This window comes from Plesiocystis pacifica SIR-1 (assembly GCF_000170895.1).
Taxonomy (GTDB): domain Bacteria; phylum Myxococcota_A; class Polyangia; order Nannocystales; family Nannocystaceae; genus Plesiocystis; species Plesiocystis pacifica.
The window spans coordinates 19,119-35,149 of the sequence record NZ_ABCS01000058.1; the positions used below are offsets into that span (position 1 = coordinate 19,119).

13 protein-coding genes are annotated in these 16,031 nt (G+C 70.7%); 7 read left to right on the top strand and 6 right to left on the bottom strand.

Annotated elements, in window-relative coordinates; translation table 11 throughout:
• Positions 1–9: 9 nt before the first annotated feature.
• The 3 genes from PPSIR1_RS25425 to PPSIR1_RS25435 all read left to right on the top strand — a co-directional run bounded on the left by PPSIR1_RS25425 (position 10) and on the right by PPSIR1_RS25435 (position 3,877).
• The gene (locus tag PPSIR1_RS25425) at positions 10–1,155 is read left to right on the top strand and encodes a thiolase family protein (protein ID WP_045116733.1); all 1,146 of its coding nucleotides are present in this window, start codon (positions 10–12) and stop codon (positions 1,153–1,155) included.
• A 164-nt stretch (positions 1,156–1,319) separates the two neighbouring features.
• Entirely contained in the window at positions 1,320–2,888 is a 1,569-nt protein-coding gene (locus tag PPSIR1_RS25430; RefSeq protein WP_157595968.1) for a hypothetical protein, read from the top strand.
• 137 nt (positions 2,889–3,025) lie between these two features.
• Entirely contained in the window at positions 3,026–3,877 is an 852-nt protein-coding gene (locus PPSIR1_RS25435; RefSeq protein WP_157595969.1) for a hypothetical protein, read from the top strand.
• A gap of 29 nt (positions 3,878–3,906) precedes the next feature.
• Here the strand turns inward: PPSIR1_RS25435 and PPSIR1_RS25440 are convergent, their stop codons facing one another.
• The gene (locus tag PPSIR1_RS25440; protein ID WP_053335424.1) at positions 3,907–4,542 is read right to left on the bottom strand and encodes a class I SAM-dependent methyltransferase; all 636 of its coding nucleotides are present in this window, start codon (positions 4,540–4,542) and stop codon (positions 3,907–3,909) included.
• A gap of 180 nt (positions 4,543–4,722) precedes the next feature.
• On the opposite strand from PPSIR1_RS25440, the gene PPSIR1_RS25445 reads away from it, so the two are divergent.
• Together PPSIR1_RS25445 and PPSIR1_RS25450 are read left to right on the top strand one after the other, a co-directional pair.
• Positions 4,723–6,477, top strand: coding sequence for an IgGFc-binding protein (locus tag PPSIR1_RS25445; RefSeq protein WP_006974057.1), 1,755 nt, complete (start codon positions 4,723–4,725; stop codon positions 6,475–6,477).
• 177 nt (positions 6,478–6,654) lie between these two features.
• A complete protein-coding gene (locus PPSIR1_RS25450; RefSeq protein WP_232296549.1) occupies positions 6,655–7,269 on the top strand; it encodes a macro domain-containing protein in 615 nt (204 codons plus the stop codon).
• Here PPSIR1_RS25450 and PPSIR1_RS25455 read toward each other — a convergent pair whose 3' ends face one another.
• From PPSIR1_RS25455 to PPSIR1_RS25465, 4 genes are all read right to left on the bottom strand, one after another.
• A complete protein-coding gene (locus tag PPSIR1_RS25455; RefSeq protein WP_006974059.1) occupies positions 7,270–7,479 on the bottom strand; it encodes a hypothetical protein in 210 nt (69 codons plus the stop codon). It lies immediately after the preceding gene.
• Positions 7,480–7,550: 71 nt separating this feature from the next.
• The gene (locus PPSIR1_RS50835; RefSeq protein WP_006974060.1) at positions 7,551–7,682 is read right to left on the bottom strand and encodes a hypothetical protein; all 132 of its coding nucleotides are present in this window, start codon (positions 7,680–7,682) and stop codon (positions 7,551–7,553) included.
• On the bottom strand, positions 7,682–9,931 hold the full coding sequence (locus tag PPSIR1_RS25460; protein ID WP_006974061.1) for a metallopeptidase domain-containing protein: 2,250 nt from the start codon (positions 9,929–9,931) through the stop codon (positions 7,682–7,684). Before PPSIR1_RS25460 ends, PPSIR1_RS50835 begins: the two co-directional genes overlap by 1 nt.
• A 54-nt stretch (positions 9,932–9,985) precedes the next feature.
• Positions 9,986–11,425 (bottom strand): cytochrome-c peroxidase, encoded by a 1,440-nt coding sequence (locus PPSIR1_RS25465; protein ID WP_006974062.1) that lies wholly within the window; start codon positions 11,423–11,425, stop codon positions 9,986–9,988.
• A gap of 302 nt (positions 11,426–11,727) precedes the next feature.
• Between PPSIR1_RS25465 and PPSIR1_RS25475 the strand changes: the two genes are divergently transcribed.
• Positions 11,728–13,080, top strand: a complete 1,353-nt coding sequence (locus tag PPSIR1_RS25475; protein WP_006974063.1) for an NHL repeat-containing protein — start codon at positions 11,728–11,730, stop codon at positions 13,078–13,080.
• 18 nt (positions 13,081–13,098) lie between these two features.
• On the opposite strand, the gene PPSIR1_RS25480 is transcribed toward PPSIR1_RS25475, so the two are convergent.
• Entirely contained in the window at positions 13,099–14,793 is a 1,695-nt protein-coding gene (locus tag PPSIR1_RS25480) for a TIGR02996 domain-containing protein (RefSeq protein ID WP_006974064.1), read from the bottom strand.
• A gap of 118 nt (positions 14,794–14,911) precedes the next feature.
• On the opposite strand from PPSIR1_RS25480, the gene PPSIR1_RS25485 reads away from it, so the two are divergent.
• Positions 14,912–15,871 (top strand): alpha/beta hydrolase, encoded by a 960-nt coding sequence (locus PPSIR1_RS25485; protein WP_006974065.1) that lies wholly within the window; start codon positions 14,912–14,914, stop codon positions 15,869–15,871.
• Positions 15,872–16,031: the final 160 nt, after the last annotated feature.

The window sequence follows — 16,031 nt, forward strand, 5'->3', positions numbered from 1 at the left end:
ATGCCTGAAATTCGTGAAGCAGTCATCGTTGCGAGCAAGCGCTCCGCCGTCGGCAAGTCCGGCCGGGGCACGCTCCGCAACACCCGTCCCGACGACATGGGATCCGAGGTCCTCAAGGCGACCATGGCGAGCATCGAGGGCTTCGACCCCGCGATGGTCGAGGACATCGCCATCGGGTGCGCCATGCCCGAGGCCGAGCAGGGCCTGAACGTCGGCCGGGTCATCGGCATCGGGGCGGGCTGCCCCGACGAGACCCCCGCGCTGACGGTCAACCGGTTCTGTAGCTCCGGCCTGCAGACCATCGCCGGCATCGCCAACCGCATCCAGGTCGGCGCCATCGACTGTGGCGTCGGCGGCGGCATCGAGTCGATGTCGATGGTGCCCATGGGCGGCAACAAGCCGCGCGTGAGCCCCAAGATGATCGCCGAGCGCCCCGAGGTCTACGTGTCCATGGGCGTCACGGCCGAGAACGTCGCGCGCAAGTACGGCGTGAGCCGCGAGGACCAGGACGCCTTCGCCCTCGAGAGCCACCGCCGGGCCATCGCGGCCATCGAGGGCGGGCGCTTCAAGGACGAGATCATCCCGGTCACCACCCTCGAGGGCAAGCTCTTCGACACCGACGAAGGCCCCCGCGCCGACACCAGCCCGGCCGCCCTCGCCCGGCTGCGCCCGGTCTTCCACGTCAAGGGCACGGTCACCGCGGGCAACTCCTCGCAGACCAGCGACGGCGTGGCGATGACCGTGGTCATGTCCGCCGACAAGGCCAAGGAGATCGGCGCCAAGCCGCTCGCGCGCTTCGTCGGCTTCGCCGTCGCCGGCGTGGCCCCGGAGATCATGGGCATCGGCCCCGTCGCCGCCATCCCCAAGGTCTTGAAGCAGACCGGCCTGAAGCTCGAGGACATCGATCTCTTCGAGCTCAACGAGGCCTTCGCGGCACAATCCCTCGCGGTCGTGCGCGAGCTCGGCCTCGACCAGGACAAAGTCAACGTCAACGGCGGCGCGATCGCCCTGGGCCACCCCCTGGGCTGCACCGGCGCCAAGCTGACCGCGACCTTGCTGTCCGAGCTGCGCCGTCGCCAGGGCCGCTACGGCATGGTCACCATGTGCATCGGCGGCGGCATGGGTGCCGCGGGCATCTTCGAAGCCATCTACTGATCGCTTCGAGAGCACCGGGCGAAGCCGGCTTGGTCCGGCTCACCCGACTTTCGCGCATAAAAAAAGAGGTCGCTCCGGCGGCCTCTTTTTTGTGCGCCGGCCCGTCCCAATGGCCAGACCTCGGGGTGAGGCGGTGATACCTTCCCACACTGGAAACGTTGTCCATGTGTCGTTTGAAGCTGATCCCCTCCACCCTGGCCCTGCTCTCGTTGACCGCCCTCGCGCTGCCGAGCCTGGGTTGCAACGTCTCCATTGGAACGGGAGGCGACGGCGAGGACGGGACCGGCGGCAACGATGAGGTCGGCGACGATGGCGAGGCCGGCACCGACGGCAACGACGACGGCCCCGAGCCCGCGGGCGGAGCCGCCACCAACCTCGCCATCGCCAAGGTCACCGTCAACCAGGGCGTCGAGACCCAGGTGTTCTTCAACGGCAGCGACATCGCGCCCACGGCCACCGGCCTGGTCCGCGACCGCCACGCCCTCGTCCGCGTCTACGTCGTGCCCCTGGCCGACTGGAGCCCGCGCGCGGTCCAGGCCGTGCTGACCCTCGAGGGCGAGCAAGGCACCAAGACCTACGAGTCGGTCGCGACCATCGCCGGCATCACCGCGGAGAACGACCTCGACAGCGGCTTCGCCTTCGAGGTCCCGGCCGAGGACCTGCCCAGCGACCAGACCATGTCGGTCAACATCTACGAGATCGGCGACACGCCCTACCCCGGCGACTCGAGCCAGTCGAGCTGGGAGGGCTACGAGGCCACCTTCTTACCCGTGGGCCCGCTGCGCATCACCGTCGTGCCCATCCAGTACAACGCCGACGGCTCCGGGCGCCTGCCCGATCTCAGCGACGCCCAGATCGCGACCTACGTCGACACCATGCTCGGCATGTACCCCGTGCCCGAGGTCGAGCTGACCATCACCGCGCCCCTGGCCTGGGGCCAGAGCATCACCGCCCAGGGCCAGGGCTGGCAGCAGCTGATCCAGTTCATGGCCGGCTACCGCGGCACCTTGGGGCTGAGCTCCGACGAGTACATCTACGCCCTGTTCAACCCCGCCGAGTCCTTCCAGCAGTACTGCGGCTTCGGCTGCGTCGCGGGCCTGAGCTCCCTGGGCAGCGACCCGGGCAACGCCTTCCTGCGCACGAGCATCGGCCTGGGCTACACCGGCGAGCAGTCGGCGCTGACCATGGCCCACGAGATCGGCCACGCTCACGGCCGCGAGCACGCGCCCTGTGGCCTCGGCGGCCAGCCCAGCGACCCGGGCTACCCCCACGCCGGCGCCTACCTGGGCGTGTGGGGCTGGGACGGACCCGGGGGCGGCGTGCTCAAGGACCCCAACGCCAACACCGACATCATGGCCTACTGCTCGCCCAACTGGATCAGCGACTACACCTACGGCGCGCTGCTGGCCCGCGGGGCCCTGGTCAACATCACCGGCGCGTCCGCGCCCGAGGTCGAGCCCGGAACCTTCGGGAGCTGGGACACCGCGCTGCTCGACAAAGACGGCGTCGTGTCGAGCTGGACCACCGGGGAGCTCGAGTACAGCCCCAGCGACGACCCCCAGACCTCGCGCTACGCCGTGCGGCTGCTCGACGAAGACGAGGGCCTCGTCCGCGAGGTCGAGGCCGAGCTCGCGGCCTTCGACCACCTCCCGGGCGGCATCCTGGTCTGGCCCAGCGGCGGCGAGACGGTGCGCGCGGCCGAGGTCCAGGGCCTCGGCCGGCTCGAGCGCTGAGCGGCCCGGCTCCGCCCGTCAGCGGCGCGGTCGCCTTGACCTGCCCAACGCGGGCCAGGCGCCCTCAGCCCGCTCATGACATCGAGAAATGAGCGCTTTCAAATGATCGATGGCCCCGGCGGTGGCACGTGCACGGCATGACCAAGTCTTCGACTTCGATCATCGTCATCGCCGCGCTCAGCCTGGGCCTCGGCGCGACCTCCGGGTGCTCGGACGACAGCGGCGAGGAGGTCGGCACCGACGACGCCACCTCGGACGCCGACGGCGACACCACCACTGACGACGACACCACCACCACCGACGACGACACCACCACCACCACCGACGACGACACCACCACCACCACCGACGACGACACCACCACCACAAACGACGACACCACCGGCAGCGAAGCAGAGTGCAGCGTCGCCGACAGCGACCCGTTGTCGATCACGACCTGGACCGTGCGCGTGCACAACGACAGCGCCGATCCCCTGTTCATCCCCGGCGACGACTGCCTGAGCTTCCACCGCTTCACCCTCGTCGTCGACGGCATCGAGGGCGCCGACACGCCCGACGAGGGCGAGGCCTGCAACCTCATCCTGTCCACCTCCGTGTGCTCGACCTTCGGCTGCGAGGGTGACGAACTCGAGGGCGGGGCCATCCGCGTCGACCCTGGCGAGAGCTTCGACTTCGCCGTGCCTGCCTACCACTACCCCTGGGTCGAGGTGCCCGCGAGCTGCCACGAGAACGCCGAGTGCACCGAGGCCTTCGAGTGCCGCGTCGGCCGGGCCGTCCCCGACGGCGCGGTGGTCTCGATCAACGTCGACCTGAGCACCAGCTGCACCCGCGACTTCAACCCCGGGGGCTGCGAGTGCGAGGGCGAGGACCCGACCTGCGAGCTGAGCCAGGGGGTGTTCGCGTGGGGACGGCTCGTCACCGAGAGCACCACCTTCACCCACGAAGGCGGCGACGCGATCGTCGACATCCACTACCCCTCTGAGCCCTAGCAGTCGGTTCAAACCGACTGGTGCTCTAGCTAGGCTCGGAAGCCGAGCACCTGCGTCGTGGTGCTCGGCCCGACGTGGTAGCGGCCCTCCGCGATGTCGCGCTCGACCTCGCGGCAGACCTCCAGCTCGAGGCCGGCGAACAGCTCCCGGGCTTCCTCGGCGGCCAGCAACCACGGGCGCACGGGCGGCCCACCGCGCCCGGGTCGCTCGAGCTGCCCGGGCGCGTAGGCCTCGAGCACCAGGGCGCCGCCAGGCCGCAGCGCCGCCACGCAGGCCGTGAACACCCGGCGGCGCAGGGGCGGGGGCATGTGCGTCCAGATCGACACGATGCCCGCCCAGCGCTGCTGACCAAAGTCGTAGTCCGCGAGGTCGGCGACGACGGTCGTCAGCGAGGCCCCGCACGCGGCGGCGCGGGAGGCCGCGTTCGCCATCGCGACCTCCGACTGATCGACGGCGGTCACGGCGTGTCCTCGGCGCGCGACGTAGATCGCGTTGCGACCCTCGCCCGCCGCGATCACCAGCACCGGCCCCTCGGGGATCCGCGCCGCGACCTCGGCCAAGAAGTCGTTGGGATCCGTGCCGTAAGCCGTGTGTGCGTCGGAGAAACGCTCGTTCCACTTGTCGGCGCCCGGAGGCCGCATGCCAAAGTCCTGGCCGTCGCTCATGCCCTCGTTGTCCCCGAGGCAGGACGGCAGCGCAAACCCCACGGCGGGCAGGTGCGACGACGGGTCACGGCCCGCACGGGCAGAACACCGGTACTGGATCCGAGAGTCCCCGTTCCTCCACAATGAGTCCAAATGCGACGTAAAACCCCTGTCATTACTGGACTTTTCCTGATCGGCGCGATGTCGGCCTGTGCCGACGACACCACCAACACCACCGCGGGTGACGAGAACTCCGACATCACCGGCGACGGCATCGAGGACACCGAGACCACCAACGGCAACGAGGAGGTCGGCACCGACGACGCGACGAGCAGCACCGACGCGGACACCACCGACGCGGACACCACCGCCGACACCTCGACCGACGCGGACACCACCGCCGACACCACCGACGCCGACACCTCGACCGACGCCGACACCACCGACGCGGACACCACCGCCGACACGGGCACCGAAGAGAGCACGGAGGAGACCACCGACGAGGGCACCTTCTGCGATCCGGGCGAGACCATCTGCTTCGACCCCGACAACACCCAGACCTGCGTCGAGGACGGCTCGATGTTCGGCGACCCCGTGCCCTGCGAGCCCGACACCACCTGCATCGGTGGCGAGTGCGTCAGCGAGTGCGACCTGATCGAGGCCAACCCGAGCTCCGTGGGCTGCTCCTTCTTCGCGACCAAGCTCGACAACTTCTACAACAACTCCAACAACCCGGCGCAGAACGACTCGCTCATCGTCGGCAACATCTCGAGCACGGACCTGGTCGTCGCCCAGCTCTACTACGTGCCCGTGGGCGGCGGCGCCGAGCAGCCCGAGGGGCCGCCGGTCAACATCCCCGCCGAGGGCACCTACACGTGGAGCCTGGGCCAGGTCGAGATCGACAGCGTCACGACGATCCGCCAGGGCGGCGTGTACCGGGTCGAGACCAGCCGCCCCGTGGTCGCCTACCTGCACTCGCCGATCGGCTCGACGGCGACCAACGACGCCTCGATGCTGCTCCCCGAGCACGCGCTGACCGGCAACTACGTCGTCACCTCCTACCCCAACACCCTCAACACGGCCTACCCGAGCTACTTCACCGCGATCGGCATCGTCGACGGGACCACCGTCGACTTCACCGTGACCGACGCGACCCAAGGCGGCGGCGGCGTGGCGGCCCTGAGCGCGGGCGGGAGCACCTCCGTGGCCCTCGACCGCTACTCGACCCTCAACGTCGTGGTCCAGCAGACCACCGGGGGCGACGTCTCGGGCACGGTCATCTCCGCCGACCAGCCGATCTGGCTCGTCGGCGCGACCGAGTGCGCCAACGTGCCCGCGTGGCCGGCCAACACCTACTGCGACCACATGGAGGAGGCGCCCTTCCCCCTCGAGTACTGGGGCCAGGAGTACGTCGGCGCCCACGCCCCGACGCGCGGCAACGAGGCCTACCACTGGCGCATCTACGGCGGCGAGGACGGCATCACCGTCAACACCACCCCGACCCAGCCGGGCTTCCCGATCACCCTCGACAAGGGCGAGTTCTACTCCTTCTCGACCCAGGACCACTTCGTGATCTCGGGCGACGGGCCTTTCTTGCCCGTGCAGTACCTCGAGTCCGAGAACCCCAACGCCAACACCGGCGACCCCGGCATGTACCAGATGGTCCCGACCGAGCAGTTCCTGTCGAGCTACGCCTTCGTGACCGGCGAGGGCTACAACGTCCACTACGCCCAGATCACCCGGCCCGCCGGCGGCGCGGACGTGTTCATCGACGGCAACCTCGTGGGCGGCTACACCACCGTCGGGGCCTTCGAGGTCGCCGACGTCAACGTGTCCGAGGGCGCCCACTTTGCGACCTCCGACGCGCCCTTCGGCGTGGTCCAGGTCGGCTACACCGGCGTGACCTCCTACGCCTACCCGGGCGGCCTGAAGCTCGAGATCATCAACCCGCAGTGAGCCGCCGCGGGCCGAGGTCCGCCACGCTCGATCGCCAGAGGGGCCCGCGATGCGCGAGGCCCCTGTGTCAATTTTCGAACTCGACCACCAACTGGCCCCAAGCTAGGCCAAGCCCCGACGAAGTTCAAGACTTGCGCCGAGGCCTCACTACGCCCAGCTTTCCCGCTCATGTTGTTGGTGCTCCGCGATGTCAATCCCCACTGCGTGCTCGCCTTCACCCAGCTCTTCGGCGGCGAGGACGACGTCTCCTTCGGCAGCGGCGACCTGACCCAGGCCCAAGTCGACGCCGTCGTCAGCCCGGCCAACAGCTTCGGCATCATGGACGGGGGCATCGACCGCTACTACCGCAACACCTTCGGCCTGCGGGTCGAGAACACCCTGCGCGGGCTGATCGAGCGGCGCTACCCCGAGGGCGAGCTGCCCATCGGCGAGGCCCTGCTCGTGCCCACGGGGCACCCTCGAATCCCACGCATGGTCGCCGCGCCAACCATGCGCACGCCGGGGCGGATCGTCGGCACCGACAACGTCCGCCGGGCCATGCTCGCCGCGCTGCGGACCGCGAGCGCGGCCGCCAACCCGCCCATCGAGCGCCTCGGCTGCCCGTCCATGGGCACCGGCGTCGGGCGCATGGACCCCTTCGACGCCGTCGAGCAGATGCTCGACGCGTGGCGAAGCTTCCGAGCCGAGCGCGCCGGGACTGTGAAAAGTTCACAGTCCCTGTCTTCTCTAGCCGTCGCGGACGACGCCACGCCCTCCCTGCCCCACGTCCGCGACTCAGACGACCAAAGCTGACTACTCGACGTCGACGTGGAAGCAGTTGCAGCTGCAGCTGAACATCGTGACCTTGGGCTCCTTCGGCTCGAGGCCCTTCCGGCGGGCGCGCGAGTTTTGGATGTCGGTCCAGCGCCGAATCTCGCCGATGTTCTCCCGCGACAACCGCCGGCCCCGTCCGTGGACGGGGCAGCGCTCGCGCTCTCCGGAGTAGTCCTTCTTGCCCGACATCAGCGGTGTCCGCGGGCTACGCTAGCAGCCCATGTCGCGCTCGGCCACTGCTCCGGTCCTGCCGCTGGCGCTCAGGCCGTCGTCAGCGCCATCTCCGTCCAGCTGACCCAGTCCTGCGCCGCCGAGCCGTCGGTGTCGACGCGGAACTTGAACACCGCGTTTTTGTTCCACGCGCTCGAGGGGATCGGGACCTCGACGAACATCAGGTCGTTCTTGCGCCAGCTCTGGCGCTGGTTGGCCGGGTAGAGCTCGTACTTGGCCTGGTCGAGAGCTTGGTGGTCTTGTTGCCCACGGTCATGGACACGCTGACGCGCACGCCGTTGTTGGTCACCTTGCGGCCGTGAGCCCAGCCGAGGTGGGCGCGGATCATGGCCCCGTTCGCGGGCACTTGATCGCCGGGGTAGGTCCCCTCGATCCACCCGTTGTTGGCCCAGTTGGGGTGGGTGAACAGCACCTTGGAGCCGTGGTAGGTCCCGGTGTGCAGGCGCATCCAGCCGCGCAGGCTGACCTCGCCGGTGGGCTGATCCTGGCGGTTGAAGGTCAGCTTGCCGCTGCCCGTGCGCCAGGTCGCCTTGGACGCCTGAGCCAGGAAGTCGTAGTGGCGCGGGGCCGCGGGCACCAGCCAGCCGTCCAGAATGTAGGCCCAGTCCCGGGTCGCCGAGCCCTTGGCCCGGGCCAGGACCGTCAGGTTGCTCCCGGGCTTGCGAAAGTCGATGCAGTACTCCTTGTGGGTCCCCGGGTGGAGCCGGGTGGTGTAGGTGTCCGAGCCCGAGGAGAACACCAGCTCGACGCCGTCGCTACCCTTGGCCTCCTCGGGCATGCCGACCTTCGCGTAGAGGCGCATCGGCCCGCCGCCGAGGCGCGCGAGGGGGTAGACGCCGCGCACGGCCCCGTTGGTGGCCCACGCCGGGTGCAGGTAGAGGGCCTTGCCGCCCCGCCCTTGCACGGTCATGCGCCGGTCCTGCAGGGCCACGTGCCCGTCCGAGCCGCCGAAGTCGTCGGGGTTGAGGCGCACGCGAACGGTGCGCTTGCCCGGCTTCTCGCCGTGCCAGACCGCGCGGTGGTAGTCCTCGAGCAGGTGCATGGCCCGGAGCTTGGGCTCCACCATCAGGTCCCGTCCGTCGCCGCTGATCGAATCGAGGGTCCACCACAGCTCGCCCCGCGCGTTGCGTAGGGTCCGGGGGCCCTCGAAGAAGCCCCGCGCTGGCGGCAGCGCGTCGATGGTCTTGCCCGCCTTCCACAACATGTTGTTGTAGTTCTTGTCGCGGCGGACGATCGACGCGACCTTGCGGACCACGTTGCCGCCGCGCACGACCCGGAGCCGCTGACCGCGAAGATCGAGGCGGTAGGTCAGGACGCCGCGGCCCTTGGAGCTCGGCGGCGTACCCTTGGCCGAGTAGCTCAGGTCGTCGCGGTTGCTGAGGATGAGGTAGTGGTCCGAGCCCGGGGCGCCGTTGGTCAGGCGCACGGCGTCGTTGTGGGTCTCGAAGGGGCGCAGGCGGATGCGGTGGTCCTCGCGGCTGAAGTCGCGGAACTCCAGCCACCCCGCCATCCACCGGGCCAGGGAGCTCAGCGGCATGGGGTAGTGAGTGCTGGCCTTGGGCCCGCCCATCAGGCACATCCGCCCCCAGGGTCCGTAGGCGTGGCCGTAGAAGTCCGGCAGGCCCTTGCCGCCGTCGAGCCAGGTTTTCTGGTTGTACACGGCGAGGTGACCCATCTCGTGCCACAGCACCGCCAGCGAGTTCATCTCGAGCGAGCTCTTGGTCGGGTTGGGCCCGGGGTAGGTCCCGTCCGCCCGGTGTCCGCCCACGTTCGCGCTCATCAGCGGCGTGCAGTAGAGGTCGGGGAGCGCGGCCCAGGCCGGATCCCACAGCGCGTTCCAGCGCTGGCTCGACCCGGGGATCGTGTTGTTGTTGATCCGGTCGTCGCTCATGATGTCGAGCGAGTTCTTCATCTGACCAAAGTTGCGCTTGGCCCCGCCGCCCGCCACGTCCATGTTGAGGAACACGAGCACGTCGGCCTGGCGCCCGTTGGGCAGGCGGCGGATCGCCGCGCGCAGGGCCGCGCCGGAGCTGTAGTTGTTCGAGGTGAAGCCCGCGCCGCGCAGGGCCTCGGCGACGATCACCGGCCAGGACTCGCCCCAGTTGGTGCTCCCCGTCCCGCTCGGCTTGCGCATGCTCCCGCGGTAGTGGGGGATGTCGCGGTTGCGCAGGTTCGACTTGATCCACTGCGTCGAGCTGCCGGCCAGGGACTGCCAAAAGTCCGAGGACGCGTGCACGTACTGGTGCAGGGAGCCGTGAAAGCGCGAGCCGTCGGGGGAGGGCGCCGTCGAGGGCGGGTTCGACGAGAAGAACAGCTGGTCGACGAAGCTCGGCTTGAAGCCCGCTGGCGCGCGCACGTCCTTGAAGTCGACGAGGAAGACCTTGACCCAAACCTTCTTTTTCTCAGGCATCGACGGCGATGCTATCGCCGCCGATGCCTCCCGAGCGTTAGCCAGGCGTTGGCTTCAGTCGGCCACGGGCAGGCCGCTCGGGACCCCATCGGGGACCCACTCCCGGCGGTCGCCGGCGCTCGGATCGGTGAGCGCGTGCATGAAGTCGAGCAGGTCGTCGATCGGGTCCCCCGCGTCCGGACCAGGCCCGCCCACGCCCCCAGGTCCGCCGGGAGGCTGCGGGCCTCCGGGTCCGCCGGGAGGCTGCGGACCTCCAGGGCCGCCCCCGCCCGGACCAAAGTCGATGTCCGCGTCGGGGGACAGCTCCGCGAGCACCTCGTCGGCGTTGTCGAGCAGCGTCGGCCACAGCTCGGACTCGACGACGTGCTCCTCGATCGCGTAGTCGCGCCGCCTCGCCGCCGGGTTGGTGTACTGCAGCAGGTGCGCGCGCAGGCCCTCGAACTGGCCCGCGTGGCCGTAGGGCGCCGTCAAGCCCACGTTGAACAAAGGCGGCGTGCGGAAGTCGTAGCGGTCATCGGGGTTGCCCGTGACGCCCTCGCGGCCGTAGTCGTCGAGGCCGCCGGGGCCGTGCCCCGTGCCGGGGCCAAACTGCGCCAGCCCGATGTTGTGGAACTCGAAGTCGGACATCGCCGCGCCGCTGTGGCAGTCCGTACAGCCGACCTGGAAGAACACCCGAGCGCCGCGCAGCTCGACCTGGCTCAGGGCGCCCGCGTCCCCGGCCACGAAGCTCTCCCACGGCGAGTCGCGGGCGTCGAAGGCGACGATCTCGAACGCCGCGATGGCGTTGGCGGCGTGGGCGAAGCTCATCTGCTCGAAGGGCTCCCCGGGGTAGGCGGCCTCGAACAGCTCGACGTAGGCCGGGATGCCCCCCAGGCGATCCATGATCCCCGCCCAGATGCCCGTGAAGTCGTCGTCGGCCAGGTCGGCGAGCTCGTTGTCCCCGGCCTCGCCGCGCATCTCCTCCCGCGAGGTCACCGGGAACATCGCCTGAGCCGAGACCACGCCAAACTCGAACACCGCCTCCATCTCCGGGGTCAGCTGCTGCCCCGCGGGGCTGACGATGCGCCCCTGCCCGTCCACGGCCACGCGCCCGTCCCAGAACATGTTCTCAAAGGTGTGCAGGTTGAACAGCGCCGGCGCGTTGCGGGGGATGACCGCCCCGCCTTCGCGCAGCGGCCCGAGCCCCGCCCCGCCCACGCCCTGGGGCAGGTGGCGGCCGTCGGCGCTGGCGAGCTCGGGGTGGTGGCAGCTCAGGCAGGCGATGTTGCGGTTTCCGCTGAGCTCCTTGTCGAAGGCCAGGCTGCGGCCGAGCTCGACGAGCTCGGGGCGGACCGAGGGCGGCGCTGGCAAGGGCTCGAGCGCTTCGTCGTCGATCGCCCCCTGGACCTCGCGGACCAGCGCCTCCTCTTCGGAGGGATCGCAGGCCACGGCGGTGGCCGCGAGGGCGAGGGCGGAGGTCGGGAGGAGAAGACGGTGGACGGCTCGCTTGGGCACGCCCCCGAGCAGTGCAAGGCGAGCACCGACGCGCCCTCGAGCGCGCGACGGCGCGTTGCTGAGGCCACGCTGGGCACAACACGACCACGACTCGAGTGGGATCGTGGCGAGCTGCAACCATCGGCAGCTGCGCTCGCCAGTGCCGGGGCTGCCGCCTGCTCACTCGCGGCAGGTCTCGCACGCGGCTTTGGCAGCACCCTCAGGCCGCCAACTCTACGGGTCGCGCTCGAAAGGCGCGCGAGCGCACGCGCGCTCTTTGTTCTCCCGTGGCGCCGCTCCCCAGCCTCGCTACAGTAGAGAGGATGTCGAGTCCCGCGCGGAGCCTGGCCCTGACCTTCACCGCGAGCCTCGCCTGCCTGGCCCTGTCGCTGTTCGCCTGCGCCGACGACGACCCGCCCCTGGGTGACCCGCCGCCGAACAGCCCGGGTGGCGGCGGCACCCTGACCGCGGGCGGGGGAGACGGAGGCGGCGGCGGCACCCTGACCGCGGGCGGAGGCGGCGACGACGAGGTCGGCGAGGACGACCCGTGCAGCGACCTGGGCAGCACCGCCGTGGACTTCAGCTACCTGTGGGTCGCCAACACCGACGAGGGCAGCGTGTCCAAGGTCAACGCCAAGACCCAGGTCGAGGTCGCCCGCTACCGCACCGGCCCGGCCAACGTCGAGCACAGCCCCTCGCGGACCACCGTCAGCCTCGACGGCCGCTACGCCCTCGTCGGCAACCGCCTGTCCGGCTCCGTGGTGCTCGTCGCCGCCGAGACCGGGGACTGCGTCGACGCCAACGAGGACGGGCTGATCACCACCTCCCAGAGCCCCGACGACCTGCTCGACTGGGGCGACGACGAGTGCGTGCTGTGGTCGACGAACATGCCGCAGATCGGCGAGGGCATCTCGGCCGGGCCGCGCGGCATGACCTTCGACCCCGGCGAGCTCGACACCCAGACCTGCACCTACCAGGACGCCAAGATCTGGGTCGGCTGGGGCGGGGCGAGCACGGACCTGGCCCACATCGGCCGCCTCGACCCGGCCACCGGGACCTTCGAGGAGCTGATCGCGGTCGAAGACTGGGGCAGCTCGCTGGGGCCCGTGCACGCGCCCTACGGCGCCGCCCATGACGGCGACCACAGCGTGTGGTTCACGGGCCTGCGCGGCGAGTACCTGCGCATCGACACCGAAGACCTCGACGTCGACCGCTGGATCGCGCCGGGGTGGGCGGCCCCCTACGGCATGGCCGTCGACGCCGAGGGCCGGGTGTGGACCGGCGGCTGCTTCGGGCCGGTGTCCGTGTTCGACCCCGACACCGAGATCGTCACCGAGATCGTGGGCACCGACGCCTGCCACCGCGGGGTCGCGGCGGACACCAAGGGCAACGTGTGGGTCGCCATGAACGAGCCCTGCGGCCTGGTCCAGATCGACCGCGACGACGAGGAGGTGGTCAACGTCCTGACCGCCGAGGACTTCGACGGCCTGTGCTCGATCCCCGTGGGCGTGAGCGTGGACGCCGACGACTTCGTGTGGATGGTCGACCAGCTCGGCTGGGCGTGGCGCATCGACCCCGAGTCGCTGGACATGGACTACCTGGAGATCCCGGGCAACCACTACACCTACTCGGACATGACCGGCGGAGGGCTCAACGCCGTGGTCTATCCGCAGTAGGCCGTAGCCGCCCTCGCCTCAGCGCCCCGGGTGCGCCAACTCGACCTCGGGGTTCGCCCCCGCCCAGGTCGCCAGCGCCTCGAGCTGCTCCGCCGTCGGGGCGTACTTCTTGGACCAGCGCAGCTCCAGCCGCGCCAGCTCCCCGCGCCGCAGGCTCCCGAGCATGGTCATCAGCAGCTCCCACGAGCTCGGCAGCGGGGTCGCGTCGTAGGGCGATCGGTTGGTCCGGCGAAAGGCGACGTGGAGCTGGTCGAAGGCGCCCGAGTCCCCGCGGGTCAGGGTGTAGGTCGCGTTGCGCTCCTCGTCGAGGGTCGAGAACACGGCCAGGGGATGCTCGGCGAGCTCGCGCATGTAGGTCGGCAAGAACACGGTCCCGACCTGGGTGTCGAAGCGCTCGAGCTGCATGCCCAGGGGGCCGAAGAACAGCCAGCGCATGAACTTGGCGTCGACGCGCAGGAGCCAGCGCAGCTCCAGCTCGCGCAGCTGCGGCAGGCCCCGGTTGATGCTCAGCGCGGCCTGCAGGCGCGGGGGGAACTTGGGCCCCTCGGGGGGCATGCGCGTATAGCCGCTGTTGATGCTCCAGCCCACCGAGGGCTGCATGTTGAGCTGGTCGAACTCGAGCCGGGTCCACGGCCGCGGCGTCTCGCTCTGGGTCACGGCGACGAGCAGCTCCGGCGAGGAGAAGCCGCGCAGCTCCCGGAGCGAGCGAAAGGCCGGGGACAGCACCATGGCGTCGGCGACCTCCTGGTAGGGCCAGCAGCTCTCCATGTGGATCACCCGCACCGTCGACCAGGCCGGGTGCCCGACGAGCTTCTCGACCTGGCCGCGGTTGTTGGGCCGGAACACCACGGTGTCGGGGAAGCCCCGGCGGTACTCGAGCCCGGTCTTGTTGACCACCGGCGCCAGGGGACCCAGCCACTCGAGGGCGTGGGCGCTCAGCAGCTCCTTCTCGCGCTTGTTCGACGCCCGGCTGCCCCGGCCCTGGGCGTGGGCGAACTGCAGGGCGATGAACTCCCCGCGGGGGTCCCCGATGGCGCTGGCGTAGTCGGCGTAGACCAGCCGCGGCGCGTCGTCCTCGGGCGCGGCGTGGACCCCCGCGAGCAGCTCCTGCTCGTTGGCGTCGGCGCGGTGGGCCGCGCGGGTCTTGGCGAGCAGCTCGAGGTTGGCGGGGCTCGCCTCGGCGAGCTTGGCGAGGCGCTTTTTGACCCGCTTGGTCGCCGCCTTCAGCTCGCGCTCGACCAGGCGCCCCATGGGCGGGGCGAACTCGGTCTGGACCAGCTTGGCGTAGTGGGGGAACCAGCCGATCGCCCGAGGGTCGCGCAGCGCCTCGACCACGGCGACGCTGCGCTGCCAGAACTCGAGGGCCGCAGGGGAGCGATAGGGCGGGTCCTCGAGGCTCGTGACCAGGCGCGTGGCGACCCGCGGATCGTCGAGCTCGGCGAGGCGCTCGAGCTGCGTCATGCCCTGCTCGATGGTCCCGATCGGGAAGGCCCGCAGCAGCTCGCCGACGAGCTCGGGGGCGGGCGCCTGGGCGAGCTCGGTCCACGCCGCGACGCGCTGGGCCACGCTGCCCGAGGCCAGGGCGCTGCGGGCCTCGCTCTGGGCCCGACCCCGCGCGCTCGCCCCGATCAAGTCGATGGCGTCCGCGAGCGCGGGGTCCCGCTGCTCCCGCCAGCGCGCGAGCAGCTCGCCGAGGTCCTCGCTCCCGCCCATGGCCAGGAGTGTACTCGCCCGTGGACGCGGGCACGGGACGGGCTATACCTCCCCCTCCGTGAGCGAGTCCCCCAAACCCGGCCAAGCGCGACCTTCTGTCGCGGCCCAACCGCGGCCCGTGGACGCGGCCCAACCGCGGCCCGCGGGCGCGGCCAAAATCCGCCGCAAGACCCTGGGCGGCCTGACCATCGACAGCCCCGTCGCGGTCCAGCGCGCGGCCTTTGCCCGCCTGCTCGAGCTCACCCAGATCGGCATGCCCGAGCACACCCTCGAGCGCCGCGAGCCCGGTGCCCTCGGACCGCGGGGTGGCCTCGCGCTGACCCCCGCGGAGCTCACCGAGTTTCAGCCCGATCCCAAACTCGAGCACGGTACTCCGCCCCGCACGCTCGTCTACCTCCACGGCGGCGGCTACAGCCTCGGCTCCCCGGAGACCCACCGGCCCCTCGCCGCCCGCGTCGCCCGGCGCTGCCGCACCCGCGCCCTCGTGCCGCGCTATCGCCTGGCCCCCGAGCACCCCTGCCCCGCCGGCCTCGACGACATCCTCGAGGCCTGGGCCAGCCTCCCGCCGACGACGCGCGCGCGGGCGATCCTCGCGGGGGACTCGGCCGGCGGCGGCTTGGCCCTCGCCCTCACCATGCACCTGCGCGACCGCGGAGTCGCGGGAGACCCCGACGCCATCCTCCCGGCCGGGTTGGTGCTGCTCTCGCCGTGGACCGACCTGAGCGTCAGCGGGGCCTCCGTCGACGCCAACGCCGAGCGCGAGGTGCTGCTCTACCGCGAAGGCCTCGAGCACATGGGCCGGGCCTACGCGGGCTCCCTGCCCGTGACCGACCCCCGAGTGTCGCCGCTCTTTGGTCGCTTCGAGGGCTTCCCGCCCATGCTGGTCCAGGCCGGCGGCGACGAGGTCCTGCTCGACGACGCCCGACGCCTCGCCAGCGCGGCCGCGGCCGCCGGGGTCGAGGTCGAGCTGCAAGTCTGGGACGGGCAGATCCACGTGTTCCAGGCGACCCCGATGATCGCGGCCGCCGACGAGGCCCTCGGCGCCATCGGGCGCTGGGTCGACGCTCTCCCCGCCTGAGCTCTACTTTGCCCCCACAGCCGCCTGGGACCGGGGACGCTTCGTCGCTCCGCTCCTCCGCTTTGGCTTGGTGGGCAATGAAGTTCGTGCCTTGGAGAAGGCTCGTGGTCGCCCCCGCTCGCGGGGGCGTGATTCGTTGACAAGCTCTGATACGAAACTG

Coding starts and splice junctions, on each gene's coding strand:
- PPSIR1_RS25435 (WP_157595969.1), top strand. CDS start 3,026: ATGACCAAGTCTTCGACTTCGATCATCGTCATCGCCGCGCTCAGCCTG.
- PPSIR1_RS25440 (WP_053335424.1), bottom strand. CDS start 4,542: ATGAGCGACGGCCAGGACTTTGGCATGCGGCCTCCGGGCGCCGACAAG.
- PPSIR1_RS25430 (WP_157595968.1), top strand. CDS start 1,320: ATGTGTCGTTTGAAGCTGATCCCCTCCACCCTGGCCCTGCTCTCGTTG.
- PPSIR1_RS50835 (WP_006974060.1), bottom strand. CDS start 7,682: ATGTTCGTCGAGGTCCCGATCCCCTCGAGCGCGTGGAACAAAAACGCG.
- PPSIR1_RS25455 (WP_006974059.1), bottom strand. CDS start 7,479: ATGTCGGGCAAGAAGGACTACTCCGGAGAGCGCGAGCGCTGCCCCGTC.
- PPSIR1_RS25460 (WP_006974061.1), bottom strand. CDS start 9,931: ATGCCTGAGAAAAAGAAGGTTTGGGTCAAGGTCTTCCTCGTCGACTTC.
- PPSIR1_RS25475 (WP_006974063.1), top strand. CDS start 11,728: ATGTCGAGTCCCGCGCGGAGCCTGGCCCTGACCTTCACCGCGAGCCTC.
- PPSIR1_RS25480 (WP_006974064.1), bottom strand. CDS start 14,793: ATGGGCGGGAGCGAGGACCTCGGCGAGCTGCTCGCGCGCTGGCGGGAG.
- PPSIR1_RS25445 (WP_006974057.1), top strand. CDS start 4,723: ATGTCGGCCTGTGCCGACGACACCACCAACACCACCGCGGGTGACGAG.